The 14,538-nt window shown below is 67.9% G+C and carries 12 protein-coding genes; 7 read left to right on the forward strand and 5 right to left on the reverse strand.

The genetic code is table 11. The features are described 5' to 3' along the window. Positions 1–51: 51 nt before the first annotated feature. The 4 genes from AC3ANP_RS15005 to AC3ANP_RS15020 form a co-directional block, all read right to left on the reverse strand. On the reverse strand, positions 52–1,197 hold the full coding sequence (locus AC3ANP_RS15005) for an acyl-CoA dehydrogenase family protein (RefSeq protein WP_488330939.1): 1,146 nt from the start codon (positions 1,195–1,197) through the stop codon (positions 52–54). 36 nt (positions 1,198–1,233) lie between these two features. After that, complete coding sequence (locus tag AC3ANP_RS15010) at positions 1,234–2,031, reverse strand: enoyl-CoA hydratase-related protein (RefSeq protein ID WP_488330940.1); 798 nt, start codon at positions 2,029–2,031, stop codon at positions 1,234–1,236. A gap of 72 nt (positions 2,032–2,103) precedes the next feature. After that, entirely contained in the window at positions 2,104–2,778 is a 675-nt protein-coding gene (locus AC3ANP_RS15015) for a TetR/AcrR family transcriptional regulator (protein WP_488330941.1), read from the reverse strand. A gap of 173 nt (positions 2,779–2,951) precedes the next feature. After that, positions 2,952–3,890 (reverse strand): 5'-3' exonuclease, encoded by a 939-nt coding sequence (locus AC3ANP_RS15020; protein WP_488330942.1) that lies wholly within the window; start codon positions 3,888–3,890, stop codon positions 2,952–2,954. Between the two features lie 57 nt (positions 3,891–3,947). Here AC3ANP_RS15020 and AC3ANP_RS15025 point away from each other — a divergent pair, with 57 nt between their 5' ends. The 7 genes from AC3ANP_RS15025 to AC3ANP_RS15055 all read left to right on the forward strand — a co-directional run bounded on the left by AC3ANP_RS15025 (position 3,948) and on the right by AC3ANP_RS15055 (position 13,646). Then, the gene (locus tag AC3ANP_RS15025) at positions 3,948–4,670 is read left to right on the forward strand and encodes an AAA family ATPase (RefSeq protein WP_488330943.1); all 723 of its coding nucleotides are present in this window, start codon (positions 3,948–3,950) and stop codon (positions 4,668–4,670) included. A gap of 114 nt (positions 4,671–4,784) precedes the next feature. Then, complete coding sequence (locus AC3ANP_RS15030; protein WP_488330944.1) at positions 4,785–6,368, forward strand: HNH endonuclease signature motif containing protein; 1,584 nt, start codon at positions 4,785–4,787, stop codon at positions 6,366–6,368. Between the two features lie 189 nt (positions 6,369–6,557). Then, on the forward strand, positions 6,558–7,202 hold the full coding sequence (locus tag AC3ANP_RS15035) for a DNA alkylation repair protein (RefSeq protein WP_488333081.1): 645 nt from the start codon (positions 6,558–6,560) through the stop codon (positions 7,200–7,202). 304 nt (positions 7,203–7,506) lie between these two features. Continuing rightward, a complete protein-coding gene (locus AC3ANP_RS15040; protein ID WP_488330945.1) occupies positions 7,507–8,286 on the forward strand; it encodes an SDR family NAD(P)-dependent oxidoreductase in 780 nt (259 codons plus the stop codon). A gap of 39 nt (positions 8,287–8,325) precedes the next feature. Next, the gene (locus AC3ANP_RS15045) at positions 8,326–10,782 is read left to right on the forward strand and encodes an alpha/beta fold hydrolase (RefSeq protein ID WP_488330946.1); all 2,457 of its coding nucleotides are present in this window, start codon (positions 8,326–8,328) and stop codon (positions 10,780–10,782) included. A 90-nt stretch (positions 10,783–10,872) separates the two neighbouring features. Further along, positions 10,873–13,020, forward strand: coding sequence for a transglycosylase domain-containing protein (locus tag AC3ANP_RS15050; RefSeq protein WP_488330947.1), 2,148 nt, complete (start codon positions 10,873–10,875; stop codon positions 13,018–13,020). Next, complete coding sequence (locus AC3ANP_RS15055; RefSeq protein WP_488330948.1) at positions 13,017–13,646, forward strand: TMEM175 family protein; 630 nt, start codon at positions 13,017–13,019, stop codon at positions 13,644–13,646. Before AC3ANP_RS15050 ends, AC3ANP_RS15055 begins: the two co-directional genes overlap by 4 nt. Here the strand turns inward: AC3ANP_RS15055 and AC3ANP_RS15060 are convergent. Beyond that, the gene (locus AC3ANP_RS15060) at positions 13,620–14,417 is read right to left on the reverse strand and encodes a dioxygenase family protein (RefSeq protein ID WP_488330949.1); all 798 of its coding nucleotides are present in this window, start codon (positions 14,415–14,417) and stop codon (positions 13,620–13,622) included. The two genes, AC3ANP_RS15055 and AC3ANP_RS15060, sit on opposite strands and share 27 nt — an antisense overlap. Positions 14,418–14,538: the final 121 nt, after the last annotated feature.

Raw genomic sequence — 14,538 nt, forward strand, 5'->3', positions numbered from 1 at the left:
GGAAGTTTGTGCTGTTTCAGTGCGGTTCGGATCGACGGGCCGACCTTTTGCCTATGGGGCGAATTCGCGGCCGATGGCCTGCCGGGCAATGATCATTTTCATGATCTGCGCCGTACCGTCACCGATCTGCAGGCCCAGCACATCGCGCAGGCGCTGTTCGATGGGACGGTCAGTCTTGTAGCCGAACTGGCCGTGCAGCAGCAGGCAGTCCTTGACGATGTCGAAGGAGACTTTGGGCGCCCACCACTTGCACATCGCAGCCTGCGAGGTGTGCGGAAGTCCCTGGTCCTTGAGCCAGAGCGTCTGGTAGCACAGCAGCTGCGCGGCGGCAATCATGGTCTCGGCCTCGGCCAGCGGGAACGAGACGCCCTGAAACTTGCTCAGCGGCTGGTCAAACGCCTCACGGTGGCTGACATACTCCCAGGTCTCGTCCACGGTGACCTTGGCGACCGCCAGGCACTGCAGGCCGATCAGGGCCCGGCTGAAATCGAAGCCCTGCATCACCTGGGTGAAGCCCTTGCCTTCGTCGCCGAGCAGGTGGTCCGCCGGGATCCATGTGTTGTCGAAGTGGACTGCCCCTCGTCCCACCGCCACCGTTCCCATGTCCGAGAATCGCTCCCGGCTCACGCCGTCGGCGTCCATCGGGGCCAGGAAGGCGCTGATCCCGCGGCCGCGGGGCGTGTCCGGGTCCGTTTTGGCGAAAACGACGACGGCGTCCGCTGACTGGTTGAAGGACATGGACTTGACCCCGTTCAGGACCCAGCCGCCGTCGCGCCGTTCGGCCTTCAGCCGCGGCATGCCGGCGTCGGAGCCGGCTTCCGGTTCGGAGAGTCCGATGCCCACGATGGACTCGCCGCTGCAGATCCGCGGGACCCATTCCCGGGCGACGGACGGTTGGGCGTTCTGGGCGAGGATCTGGCCAACCAGGGATCCCACCACCTGAACGTAGGAGACATTGAAGTCGCCGCGGGCGATCTGTTCCAGGATCAGGCCGGAGGTGAGCCGGTCAAGACCGCGTCCGCCGAGTTCCACCGGCAGTTCGGGGGCGATGAGGCCCAGATCGCCCATTTCGCGCCGCAACTCGGGCTTGACGTGGCCGTCCTGCTCGCGCTGCTGGTAGCCCGGCGCAATCTTGTCAGCGTAATTTTTGGCTTCTTGCTGGTACTCGAGCTGCTGTGCGGTCAATGCAAAATCCATGGTGACTTCCTTGTCAGCGGGTGGATACAGGGGTGGTCAGTGCGCGAGGACGTGGCGGTTGAACTCCGGCTTGCGCTTCTCGGCGAAGGCGGCGGCGCCCTCCTGGCCTTCGGGTGAGGCGGTGAACAAGTCGAGGGCGGACATCGCCATGTTGCTCAGCCCGGCCTGGTGGTCGGTGTCTGCGTTGAAGGACTGCTTGAGGAAGCGGATGGCGGTGGGGCTCTTTTCGGCAATTTCGGCGGCCCAGGCCTTGGCCTCGTCGAGGAGTTGGGCGGCGGGGACCACGGCGTTGACCAGGCCCCAGCGTTCGGCCGTGGCGGCGTCGTACTGGCGGCACAGATACCAGATTTCGCGGGCCCGCTTCTCGCCGACCACGCGTGCCAGGTAGGCCGAGCCGAAGCCGGCGTCGAACGAGCCCACCTTGGGGCCGGCCTGCCCGAACGTGGCGTTTTCTGCGGCGATGGACAGGTCACAGAGCACATGGAGGACATGCCCTCCGCCGATGGCCACGCCGTTAACCGCGGCAATGACCGGCTTCGGAATATCGCGGATGAGCTTGTGCAGGTAGCCGATTTCAAACATTCCCGACTCGGTGGGGCCGTAGTCGCCCGTTTCGGCGCGCTGCTTCACGTCCCCACCGGTGCAGAACGCTTTCTCCCCCGCACCGGTCAGGATCACGGCCTGCACCGAGCGGTCGGCCCAGGCTGAGCGGAAAGCTTTAATCAGTTCCTCCACGGTTTGTCCGCGGAAGGCGTTGTAGCGGTGCGGTCGATTAATGGTGATGATTGCGGTTGCCTGGTCGACTTCGTAGGTGATGTCTTCAAAAGTGGTCATGTCGGAACCTTCCGGAGCGTCTAGCGGATGGACGAGGAATGGGCGGCCAACGATCGGCCGGGGCGGGCCCGCTCAGTCAAGATCGAGCAGGTGCGCGTACCGGGTCCGGTATTCGGGGGCGATGACTGCGCCGAGGGCCACTGCGGTTTGCTTCCGGACGTAGCTGGCGAAATCCAGCGAGCGTTCGAAGTACCAGTGTTTGAGCGCCCAGGCGTGGGCCAGAAGCAGCAGGTTGTATGCGAAAAGTTCCACGTCAACGGGGACGAAGCGGCCTGCGTCGATGGCTGCCTGTACGGTGTCCCGTAATGGTTGTGAGGTGGACAGTTCGAGGTCTTTGATCCGGGTCCTGCCGTCGTCGCCCAGCGTTTTAGACTCCCGGTAAGACAGGACGGCGGCGTGCCGGTGCTCGTCGATGACTTCACAGAACGCGGCGAATGCGGCGGCGACGCGTTCCACCGGATCGTCACCGGCGGCCTCGACGGCGGCGGGCGCCCTGGTGCCGAACGCGTCCAGCACTTCGACAATGACGGCCAGCAGCAGATCCTGTTTGTTGCCGAAGTACCGGTAGATCAGCCCGACGCTGACCGAGGCCTCATCAGCCAGCGCCTGCATGGAGACGGCGTGCGATCCGTCCCGCTCCATCAGTCGAGCGGCGGCGCTGAGCAACTGCCGGGTGCGGAGGTTGGTTCTCACCTCGCGCGCCGCCGCCCCGGGATCGCCGGCGGCTGCGGAAATGGGGGTCACCATGGTGAAAGTCCTTCGTTGAACAGTGATTCACATAAAATGAACATTGATTCATTTCTGATGAGGCTACATTCACTTCCGCTGCCAGGTCAATGGTTTCCCGCAGATCGCTCGACGACGCCGGTGAGCTCGGGGCGGCCGCTCCGGTCCGTGTGCCCCTCTTCAGCCCGACTGCCCTACCGGCGCAGGTCCAGGGCCTCCAGGAGCCGCCTGGCCGAGCCGCCCAGGTTCCACTCGGCGGCGAGTCGTTCCAGGTCCTGCCGAGCGGTGCCGGCGACAGGGCGCAGTAGGGCGCCCGCTTCGGCGAGCGTTGGCAGGTCCAAGTCACGCACCACCTGTACGACAGCGGGCGCCACCGACAGATACTGGGCGGAAGCGGCAAGCTTGGCCCGGAGCGAGGCTGCCATGCCGCTGCCGGCATCCGCTGCCGCTCCGAGCAGGCCGTCCAGTGTGCCGTACTCGGCCAGCAACGACGCCGCCGTCTTATCGCCGATGCCGGGGACCCCCGGCAGTCCGTCCGAAGGGTCGCCGCGGAGCGTCGCGAAATCGGCGTACTGGCAGGGCCGCACCCGGTATTTGCCGAGGACGACGTCGTCCGTCACGACCTCGAGGTTCCGCATGCCGCGCGCGGTGTAGATCACCCGCACGTTGCGGGCGTCGTCGACGAGCTGGAACAGGTCCCGGTCACCGGTCACCACGTCGACCGGAGTCGCGGCCTGGCTGGCGTAGCTGCCGGCGACGTCGTCCGCCTCGTGTTGCGCTACCCCGACGACGGCGATGCCGGCGGCCTCGAGCACCTGCCGGATCAGCGGGATCTGCGCTGTCAGCGTGTCCGGCACCACCTCGACGTCGGGGGCCCCCTCAACTGCCGCCGCGACCCGGTGCGCCTTGTAGCCGGGAAGTCGGTCGACGCGCCACTGCGGCCGCCAGTCGTCGTCCCAGCAGGCAACCAGATGCGTCGGCTCGTAGTCGGTGGTGAGCCGCGCGATCATGTCCAGCAATCCACGAACGGCGTTCACCGGTGTGCCGTCGGCACGGCGGATCGTGTCCGGCATCCCGTAAAAGGCGCGGAAATAGAGGGAGGCGGTATCCAGCAGCATCAGACGCGGAGTCATAGCCGATCCTTGCACGGCGCGGGCGCCCGCAGCGAGGGGCTCCTGCAAGAATGGGGCATGCCCGCGCACCACGTTCCGATCAGACGGCTGGCCGAAGACCCGGCCCACGTCCTCGACCGCGGGCAGTGGCCGGCGGTCCTGCCTCCGGTCGCGCAGGTCCTGAATCAGGGGCTCGACCTGACCGCAGCCACGATTTTCGTCGGCGAGAATGGGTCGGGCAAGTCCACCCTGGTGGAAGCCATCGCACTTGCCTACGGGCTGTCTCCCGAAGGCGGCTCTACAGGGGCCCGCCACAGCACGAGGTCCACCGAGTCCAGGCTTGCCGGTCACCTCCAGCTGGTCCGCAACGCCGGTGCCACTCGACGCGGCTACTTCCTGCGCGCGGAAACCATGCACGGCTTCTTCACCTATCTTGAGAACAACCCGAGCACGGTGGGTCCCGACATCTCGTTCCATGACATGTCCCACGGCGAGTCGTTCCTGGAACTGGCGGTCGACCGTTTCCGGGGACGCGGGCTGTGGGTGCTCGATGAACCGGAGTCGGCGCTTTCCTTCGCGGGATGCCTGAGCCTGCTCACGGTGTTGAAGGATCTCCTTGCCGAAGGCTCCTCGCAGGTCATCATGTCCACGCACTCGCCCGTTCTGGCAGCTCTTCCAGGCGCGCAGATTCTCGAGGTCGGCCCGTGGGGGCTGCGGCAGCAGGAATGGGCAGAGCTGGATCTGGTTTCCAACTGGCGATCATTTCTGGACTCGCCCGAGAGATACTTGCGACACCTTTAGAGAACGTGCGGCCGGCGTACCCCGTCCTGCACGGGACCAGACTGCCGCGATCCACCGGCCGGCGGCGCCGTGCGGGCAAACGTGAATGTCTGGGGTCGCTTCTAGGCTCGAAACATGAAGAGCAGGGTTGCTTGGAATGCTGAAACCGGGGAGGCGGTGGCGGCCGTCGCCGCGTCCGCCGCTGCGCTTGCGGCCTTGATCGACGTCGGCGCCGACCCTGGGTCCGACCCGTTGCATGCCGTGGCGGATGCCTGCTTGGACGGTCTGACCGAGGTGGCCCGTGCGGAGTCCCGGTTGGCTGCGCTGAAGGTCAGACTGGCTGCCGAGTACATGCGGGCGGCCGAGTCGCTGGCGCCCCCGGTGGCCAGCGCGGTGGATCGGAGCGTGCGGGCGATGGCTATGGTCTCCGAGGTCGCCTGTGTCCTGACGGTCAGCGAACGGGCCGCGTCGGCGCTGCTTGCCGAGTCTCAGGCGTTGACCTGCGGGTTGCCGCTCACCCTGGCGGCGCTGCAGGCCGGGACGGTGTCCTGGCAGCACGCCCGGATCATGGTCGATGAAACCTCCGGCCTGGACCCGGCCGGGGCGGCCGGGTTGGAGGCGCATTTCCTGGACCCGGACGCGCCGGACCCGGCGCGCGGCTGCCCGGCCGGGGAGCTGGTGCCGGGCCGGTTCCGGGCCAAGGCGCGGACCTGGCGGGAGCGCCACCACCCGGTCAGCATCGAGGCCCGCCACACCAAGTGCACTGCGGACCGGCGGGTTGAGTATTTCCCCGACCGGGACGGGATGGCGTGGCTCTCCGCCTACCTGCCCGCTGATACCGCCGCGGGGATCTGGGACCGGACCACCGCCGCGGCCCGTGCTTTGCAGGCACCGGGCGAGGCACGGACCCTGTCCCAGCTCCGCGCCGACGTCGCCGCCACCTGGCTCCTCACCCCCGGCCAGACCGAAAACACCGGACAGGCCGGTGGCTTGTCAGGGGATGTGCCGTCGCCGCGGGCGCAGGTCCTGATCACCGTCCCGGCCCTGTCCCTCCTCGGCGCCACCGAGGAGCCGGCCATGCTGGACGGGTACGGCCCGATCCCGCCGTCGATGGCCCGGGCCCTGGTCTCGGACGGCACCGACTCGTTCTACCGGGTCCTGACCGACCCCCGGGACGGGGCGCCGCTGGAAATCGGGCGGACCAGCTACCGTGTCCCGAAGCCGCTGCGGCAGTGGCTGCGGCTCCGGGACGGCAAATGCTCGTTCCCGGGCTGCAACAACGCCTCCCTGGATAACGACGCGGACCACCTGCTGGCCTGGGCCGACGGCGGCACCACCGGGATCAGCAACCTCGGCCAGCCCTGCCGCAAGCACCACCGGCTCAAACACAGCTCCGCCTGGGCACCCACCGCAGCGACCAAAGACCACCCGCCCGGATGGACCTCCCCGACGGGCCGGCACTACCCCAGCGAACACCAGGACTGGGAACCAGCACACCTGCCGGACGCATTTACGAACCCGGACGACGGTGCCGACGAGGGGCTGCCCCCAGATCCCGGACGCGATCCCGACGAGGAACTGCCCCAGGACCTGTCCACGGGATATGAGCCACCGCCGCCTGACTCCGAGCCGTATAAGCGGCCGGAACCTCAAGTACCGACAGGTCCGTTCCCGGATTGGTCCCTGCGCGACGTACCGGACCTGCCGCTCCCCGCGTAGCCAGCACGGATACCCCAGCCTGGCTGCTCGACCCACCACGTGCATACGGCGCTGCGTCGCGTGGCTCTGAAGAGCCGCGGAGGGATCGTCCTCCCGGCTAGGCTGGGTCAGAGCGACCAACGGGAGGCAAACGTGGCTGAAGCGGCATCGGCACGAACAGTACAGGCTGGCACGACGGTGGCCGAGGTGATGGCGGAACTAGCCACGCTTGAGGATCCCAAGGCACGCGCGGTGAACGAAAAACACGGCGACGACCACGGCGTGAACCTCGGCAAACTACGCGCGCTGGCGAAACGGCTCAAGACCCAGCACGATCTGGCCCAGGAATTATGGGCTACCGGCGACACCGCGGCGAGGCTCCTCGCGGTCCTGGTGTGCCGGCCGAAAGCGTTCACGGCTGACCAACTCGACGCCATGCTGCGCCAGGCCCGCGTCCCGAAGGTTCACGACTGGCTGGTGAACTACGTCGTCAAGAAGAGCCCGCATGCCGAGGACCTGCGCCGGAGCTGGTTCGCCGATCCGGACCCTGTGGTGGCCAGCGCCGGCTGGGCCCTGACGACGGACCGCGTTGTGAAGGCGCCCGAGGGCCTGGACCTGCCTGGGCTGCTCGACCTCATCGAGGCGACTATGAAGGATGCCCCGGACCGCCTGCAATGGGCGATGAACCACTGCCTGGCCCAGATCGGCATCGAGCACCCGGGCCTCCGTGCCCGGGCCATCGACATCGGCGAGCGCCTGCAGGTGCTCCGGGACTACCCGACGCCGCCCAACTGCACGTCTCCGTTCGCGCCGGTCTGGATCGCCGAAATGGTGCGCCGGAACGAGGCGACCTAAGCCGCACCTGCCGCGGCAAGGTTCCGGCCGGCCCCGGCCGACTCTTCCCCCCGCGCAGCCGGCTCGCTAGGCTTCGAGAAGCGCTTCAAGAAAGCGCTTCAAGAAACAAGGAAGGGATGCCCTTGCAGGATTCCCGGCCCGATTCCCACCAGGATTGCCACCCCGATTCCCAGCCCGACAGCGTGGCCCGCTCCTCTATCGGCGCGCTCCGGCGGCTGCTTCCTGCCGGCGCTGTCCGACCGCCGCTGGAAGGGTACGGCCCGCCGCTGGAAGGGTACGGACCGCCGCTGGAAGGGAACGGCCCGTGGCCCGCGTCTTTGTGACCGGCTCCAGCACCGGGTTGGGCTTCGGCGCCGCACGTGCCCTCCTCGCTGAAGGGCACGACGTCGTCCTGCACGCCCGCACACCCGCACGTGCCCGCGACCTCGGCCGCGACCTTGGCCCGTGGGCCGCCCGCGCGGGCGGCGTCGTGATCGGCGACCTGAGCGACGCCGCGGAAGTCCGCTCCGTGGCCGAACAGGTGAACGGTCTGGGACGCATGGACGCCGTCATCCACAACGCCGGTACCTACCTGGAACCCTCGCGGTCCAGCACCCCCGACGGCCACGCTCGCACGCTGGCGGTGAACACCCTGGCCCCGTACCTGCTCACCGCCCTCCTTGACAGGCCGGACCGCCTGGTCTTCCTCAGCAGCGGGCTGCACCGCACCGCCGGCACCGCGTTGGAGGACATCGATTGGCTGGAGCGTCGCTGGGACGCGGGCCAGGCCTACGCCGAAAGCAAGCTCTTCGTGACAGCGTTGGCGCTCGCGGCGGCACGGCGATGGCCGGCGGTGTTGAGCAACGCCGTCGATCCGGGATGGGTCCCCACCCGGATGGGCGGCCCCGGGGCACCGGACGACCTGGAACAGGGCCACCTCACCCAAAGCTGGCTGGCCGCCGGCGACGATCCCGCCGCCCGCGTCAGCGGCGGATACTGGCACCACCGCCAGCGCCGCGTGCCCGCACCTGCCGCCTCCGACCCGGACTTCCAGGACCGGCTGCTGGCCACCCTCGGCGGGCTGACCGGCGTGCACCTGTCCTGACCGGCTGGCATTCGCCCGCGATGCCGCTAGCGTGGATGCATGAGTGAACACGTCGATGTGTTGATCGTCGGAGCAGGGCTCAGCGGCGTCGGATTTGCCAGCAGGCTGAAGCGCCAGCTCCCGGACGCAACGTTCATCCTGCTGGAGTCGCGGGCCACGGTGGGGGGCACCTGGGATCTCTTCAGATACCCCGGCGTCCGCTCCGACAGCGACATGTACACCCTCGGTTACTCCTTCCGGCCGTGGGCGGGCGCCAAGGCCATCGCCGACGGTGACTCGATCCGGCACTACATCGAGTCCACCGTTGCGGAGGAAGGCCTCGAACCCCGGATCCGTTTCCGGCACCGGGTGGTGTCGGCGGCGTGGTCAAGCGAAAGCGCACTGTGGACGGTCTCGGCCGTCCGCACGTCCGGCGCCGGACCCCGCCCGGAGCGGCCGGCGTCGTCCGCCGAACCGGTCACCTTCACCTGTTCATTCCTGTCTGTCTGCTCCGGCTACTACCGCTACGACGAAGGATTCACCCCGTCCATCGAGGGCGCGGAGGCCTTCAAGGGCCCGATCGTCCACCCGCAGCACTGGCCCGCCGGGCTGGATTACGAGCAGAAGCAGGTAGTGGTCATCGGCAGCGGTGCCACCGCGGTAACCCTGGTCCCGGCGATGGCGCAGACCGCCGCCCGGGTCACCATGCTGCAGCGCTCCCCCACCTACATGGCCCCCATCCCCACCCGGGACCACCTGGCCGACCGGCTCCGCGGCAAGGTCCCGGCACAGCTTGCCTACGACATCGTGCGTGCCAAGAACATCCTCTTCTCGATCTTTATCTACCAGCTCAGCCGACGGCGGCCGGAGACGATGAAGGCCATCCTTCGGAGATCCGCCGTCGCCCGACTGCCGGCGGGGTACGCGGTGGACACGCACCTCGCGCCGTCCTACGACCCGTGGGATCAGCGGCTCTGCGCCATCCCCAACGGCGACCTCTACGCTGCCATCAGCGCCGGCACCGCGGCAATCGTGACGGACACCATCTCCCGGATCACACCGGACGGGATAGAGCTGGCCTCCGGCGGGTCGCTGCCGGCCGACGTTATCGTCACCGCGACAGGGCTGAACCTGCTGGTGCTGGGCGGGATCGGGCTGATGGTGGACGGCGCACCGGTGGATGTCGGAAAAACGCTGACCTACAAAGGCATGATGCTCGACGGCGTGCCCAACTTCGTCTTCACGGTCGGCTACACCAATGCGTCCTGGACCCTCAAGGCGGACCTGGTGGCGGCTTACGCCTGCCGGCTGCTGAAGCGCCTCCGCCGCCGGGGCTTCCACTGGGTGACGCCGACGGCGGCGGCCGCCGTCGCGGCCGGGGCCGCGGCCGGGGAGCTGGCGCCCCTGATCAACCTGAAAGCGGGGTACATCCTCCGTGACGCCGACCGCCTGCCGCGGCAGGGCGGGGCCTCGCCGTGGCGGCTGCATCAGAACTACCTCCGCGACTTGGCCTTGCTCAGGGCCGGGCGGCTGACGGGCCAGGTGCGCTTCGGCCGGCGCGGCTACCGCGTTCCGCGGGCCCACGGGGCGCAGTACACCGCAACAGCGGCCGAGCCGACGCGGACGGCGCAGTCCACTGGCCCGGATCCGCTCGCGCTGGCCGGAGCAAGCTACCTCGACGCGGCGGGGACGCGCTGGCGCTATCGCAGGACCGGCAGCGGTGACCCGGTCCTGCTCCTGCACGGCATCGGACAGAGCCTGGATGACTGGACCGAACAACACGAGCGGCTCTCGGCCCGCCACACCGTCTACAGCGTGGACCTGCCCGGTTTCGCGTACTCGGAGCGGTTGCCGGGCCAGGCCACCCTCGCGAAGCTTGCCGCAGCACTCCCGGCGTTCCTGGACACGGTGGGGGTGGGCGGTGCGCTGCCGGTGATCGGCAACTCCCTCGGCGGCGCGGTGGCCATGAAGTTGGCGGCCGACCATCCCGGCCGCGTCTGCGCCCTCGTCCTGGTCAACAGCGCCGGATTCGGCAAGGAGGTGGCCCTGGTGCTGCGTCTGCTCGCGGTGCCGCCCCTCGCTGCCGTGCTGACGAGGCCGGCCCGGAGTGCGTCCCGCAGGGCGGTCCGGTCACTCTTTTTCGACAACACGCTGGCGACGGAGGCACGCATCGACCACGCCTACACTCTCTCGCAGCGGGCCACGCACCGGCAGACCCTCCTCGACGTCGCCCGTGATCTCGGCACCCTGTCCGGTGTCCGGGCCGAGTGGCGGCACGAACTCGTCGGGTCCCTGGCGCAATCGGGCTGTCCGACCCTGGTGGCTTGGGGCGACCACGACCATATTCTCCCGTTCCGGCACCTCGGCGCGGCGGCTGCGGCGCTGCCCGAAGCCGAATCGCATGTCTTCCGCAGGACCGGGCACATGCCGCAGATCGAGCGCCCCGATGAGTTCGCTGCCGTGCTGGAGGACTTCCTCTCCCGGCACCTTTCCGGCCGGCGCGCGGCGGGCCCCTAGCCTGCCCGCGACAGCGTTCCGCATCTGGCCGACCGGGGCCCCTGGGCGTATTCTGGGGCTCAGCTTTTTAGCGGGATGGCGGGGCAAGAAATGGCGCCGAAGAAGCGAATCGGATCGCGGGTGGCAGCGGGCCTTTGGAGGGTCATCGGACTCGTTACGGTGAGCGCGGTCTGCGGGGTGCTGGCGGCCAGCCTCGCGGTCCCCGGTGTCGCCACAGCCGGTCTCGCGGTCAGCCGGTCGATCACGTTCTTCAACAGCCTCCCCGGCGACCTGAAAGTCGATCCGCCGTCGCAGTCAACCAAAGTGCTCACTTCCGACGGGAAAACGATCGCCACGTTCTTCGCGGAGAACCGCGTCAAGGTGGGGCTCGACCAAATGTCGCCCTACATCAAGGACGCCATTGTCGCCATCGAGGACAGCCGCTTTTACCAGCACGCCGGCGTCGACCCGGAGGGGGTTCTCCGGGCACTCACGTCCAACCTGTCCGGCGGTGGCAGGCAGGGAGCCTCCACGCTGACCCAGCAGTACGTCACGAACGTCCTCAACGAAAACCTGCTCTCCGGCGACCGGCCCGGAGAGGTGGTCCTGAGCGGGCAGAAATCCATTGGGGACAAGGTCCGCGAGATGAAGCTCGCCATCGAACTGGAAAAGAAGTACACCAAGGACCAGATCCTCGAGGGCTACCTCAACATCGTGTTTTTCAATCGGGACGCATACGGCATCGAGGCCGCCGCCCGGCATTTCTTCAGTACCAGCGCCAAGGACCTTACGCTGCCGCAGGCCGCGCTGCTCGCGGGCCTGGTGAACAGTCCCAGCTACTACGATCCTGCCACCAACCCCGAACATTCCCTCGCCCGCCGCAACCAGGTCCTGGACAAACTGCTGAGCGGGGGCAAGATCAAGCGGGCTGAGCACGACGCCGCCGTCGCCACCGGTGTGGAACTGAAGATCGCTCCAGCCAAGCAGGGCTGTGCCGCCGCCGATACGGCGCCGTACTTCTGCGACTACATCGCCCACCTCATCCTCAACAACCCCGCCTACGGCGCCGATCCCACCGCGCGCGAGAAGGTCCTGTACCGTGGCGGCCTGACCATCACCACCACGCTGGACAGCAGGCTGCAGGGAGCCGCGCAGGCGCAGGTGGATGCAACGGCGGGTGCCAACCCGGACAAATGGGGCGCCTCGCTGGTTTCCATCCAGCCGGGCACGGGCAAGATCCTCGCCATGGCTCAAAATACCGTGTTCCTGCCGGCGCCCGGAAAGTTCGATACCCAGCTGAACTTCAACGTCGATGCCAAAGACGCCAACGGCAACGACCTGAACGGCGCCGGCGGCTTCCAGCCCGGCTCCACCATGAAGCCCTTCACCTTTGCGGAGTGGCTGAACGAGGGCAAGTCCATGGTGGCCGAGGTCGACGCCGCGCGGCGGACCTACCCGCTGGACTTCCCCTGGAAGTCCAGCTGCGGGAAGGTGCTGGGGGCCTATGACACCGCCCAGGCGTCCCTCGGCGCCGCCGATGACCTGCAGAACAATGACGAAGGCTACTACCGCAAAATGCCGGTGAACTACGGGCTCTACAACTCGATCAATACGGCCACCTTCGCCGAGGCGTCGCAACTGGACTTCTGCGGCATCCAGAAAGTGGTGGACGCCGTGGGACTGCACAGCGGCGTCGACAACGCCCCGGTCAATATGCACCAGCTCGGCAACCTGCTGGGTGCCATCGGTGTCGCGCCGCTGCACCTGGCCAACGCCTTCGCCACGTTCGCCGACGACGGCACCTACTGCGCGCCGATCGCGATCGCCGCCGTGACCGACGGGGCAGGACGGCAGCTCCCCGCACAGGCCAGCAGCTGCCATCCCGCGATCAAGCCCGAGGTGGCGCGGGGCGTGAACTCGGTGCTTCAGGACGTGCTGAAGAAAGGGTCCGGCATCTACATCGAACCCAAGGTCCAGGACCGCTTCCCGACGGCGGCCAAGACCGGCACGTCCAACACCAACGGCGCCACCTGGGTGGTCGGCTATACCTCAGGCCTGGCCACCGCCTCGTTTTTCGGCGACACGTTGGCCGGCCAGAAGCGGGCAGGCCAGAACATCACCGTCAACGGCAAGTTCTACAAGGCCATTGACGGTTATATGCTCGCAGGCCCGCAGTGGGCCAACTACATGGAGCAGGTGGCCGGACTCTACCCGGCAGGACCGTTCCCCGCTCCGCCCGAGTCCATGACCAAGCCGTGAAAAAAGATCGCCTGGAGGCCTTCAGCGATGGAGTTCTGGCCATCATCATCACGATCATGGTGCTGGAGCTACGGGCACCAGCCGAACCGACGTGGTCAGGCCTGGCTACCGTCCTGCCCACGTTCCTGAGCTACCTGCTCAGTTTCGTCTACGTCGGCATCTACTGGAACAACCACCACCACATGATCCAACTGGCCGGCAACGTCAACGGCGCGGTCCTGTGGGCGAACCTGCACCTGCTCTTCTGGCTGTCCCTGTTCCCGTTCACCACGCGCTGGATGGACGACTCAGAATTCGTCGAGGTGCCGGTGCTGGTTTACGGGATCAACCTGCTCTGCGCAGCCATCGCGTACTTCATCCTGCAGCAGCGGCTGATCCGGATCCAGGGCCGCGACGGCGCGCTTGCCCGCGCCCTCGGCCGCGACTGGAAGGGCAAGCTCTCCCCCGTCATCTACCTCGCGGGACTTCTCATCGCCGCCGTCCAGCCGCTTGCCGGGCTCGCGGTATTCACCGTGGTGGCCCTGATCTGGCTGGTGCCGGACCGGCGGGTGGAGCACTTTGTCACCCGGGCCGGGCAGGAGGACGGCGGCGGGCGGAGCCTAGGTCAGCGTCCAGGAGCGCTTTGACAGGCCGAACCAAAACCCTTCGATGGCGGTTTTGGCCTGCAGGTCCCCGGAGCCGTACGCGGCGCCGAGGGCCACGTAAAGCGGTGCCCAGTGTTCGCTGCGGGGGTGGGCCTCACGGGCGGCGGGCGCCTTGTGCAGGAAGTCCAGGATGGAATCGACGTCGCCGCGTTCCATGGCTTCCTCGGCCCAGTGATCGAACTCCCGGGAGACCGACGGCGGGGCGCTGTCCGGGCCGCCGGCGGGATTGAACCAGCGCAGGTTGTGCGTGGTGAACCCGGAGCCGACAATCAGCGTGCCACGGTCGCGCAACGGTGCCAGCGACTGGCCCAGGTCAAACAGGCCCTGCGGGTCCAGGGTGGGCATGGACATTTGCACCACCGGCACGTCCGCGTCCGGAAACATCTCCTTGAGCGGAACGTAGGCGCCGTGGTCCAGGCCGCGGGACTCGTCCCGCTCCACATGATGGCCGTGGCCGGCCACCAGCTTCTCCACTTCGGCAGCAAGGACCGGCGCCTGGGGCGCATCGTAGGTGACGTCGTAGTACTTCTGGGGGAAGCCGCCGAAGTCATAGACCAGCCCGGGGTTGCGGCCGGTGGCGCTGAGCGTGACCGGGGCATTTTCCCAGTGCGCGGACACCATCAGGATGTCCTTGGGCTTGTCGAACGTGCCGGACCAGTCGTTGAGTTCGCGGGTCCAGGTCGCGTCGTCCGCCAGCGGCGGCGCACCATGGCTGAGGAAGAGTACCGGCGGGCGGTCGAGTGTCTGTGTCATGGCTTCATCCTAGCCGGTTTTACTTGAACATTCAAGCTTCTGCGGCGCTGAGTCCGTCCACCACGGGCGGAGCCTGTCCACGCCGCGCGGAGGCCGCCCGGGCAAACAGCAAGGGCGCACC

This window comes from Arthrobacter sp. JB02-1C, assembly GCF_057748045.1.

Bases quoted from the DNA above. Each gene is read 5' to 3' on its own strand.
- AC3ANP_RS15060 (WP_488330949.1), bottom strand. From the start codon at position 14,417: ATGACACAGACACTCGACCGCCCGCCGGTACTCTTCCTCAGCCATGGT.
- AC3ANP_RS15020 (WP_488330942.1), bottom strand. From the start codon at position 3,890: ATGACTCCGCGTCTGATGCTGCTGGATACCGCCTCCCTCTATTTCCGC.
- AC3ANP_RS15030 (WP_488330944.1), top strand. From the start codon at position 4,785: ATGAAGAGCAGGGTTGCTTGGAATGCTGAAACCGGGGAGGCGGTGGCG.
- AC3ANP_RS15050 (WP_488330947.1), top strand. From the start codon at position 10,873: ATGGCGCCGAAGAAGCGAATCGGATCGCGGGTGGCAGCGGGCCTTTGG.
- AC3ANP_RS15005 (WP_488330939.1), bottom strand. From the start codon at position 1,197: ATGGATTTTGCATTGACCGCACAGCAGCTCGAGTACCAGCAAGAAGCC.
- AC3ANP_RS15045 (WP_488330946.1), top strand. From the start codon at position 8,326: ATGAGTGAACACGTCGATGTGTTGATCGTCGGAGCAGGGCTCAGCGGC.
- AC3ANP_RS15025 (WP_488330943.1), top strand. From the start codon at position 3,948: ATGCCCGCGCACCACGTTCCGATCAGACGGCTGGCCGAAGACCCGGCC.
- AC3ANP_RS15010 (WP_488330940.1), bottom strand. From the start codon at position 2,031: ATGACCACTTTTGAAGACATCACCTACGAAGTCGACCAGGCAACCGCA.
- AC3ANP_RS15015 (WP_488330941.1), bottom strand. From the start codon at position 2,778: ATGGTGACCCCCATTTCCGCAGCCGCCGGCGATCCCGGGGCGGCGGCG.
- AC3ANP_RS15035 (WP_488333081.1), top strand. From the start codon at position 6,558: ATGGCGGAACTAGCCACGCTTGAGGATCCCAAGGCACGCGCGGTGAAC.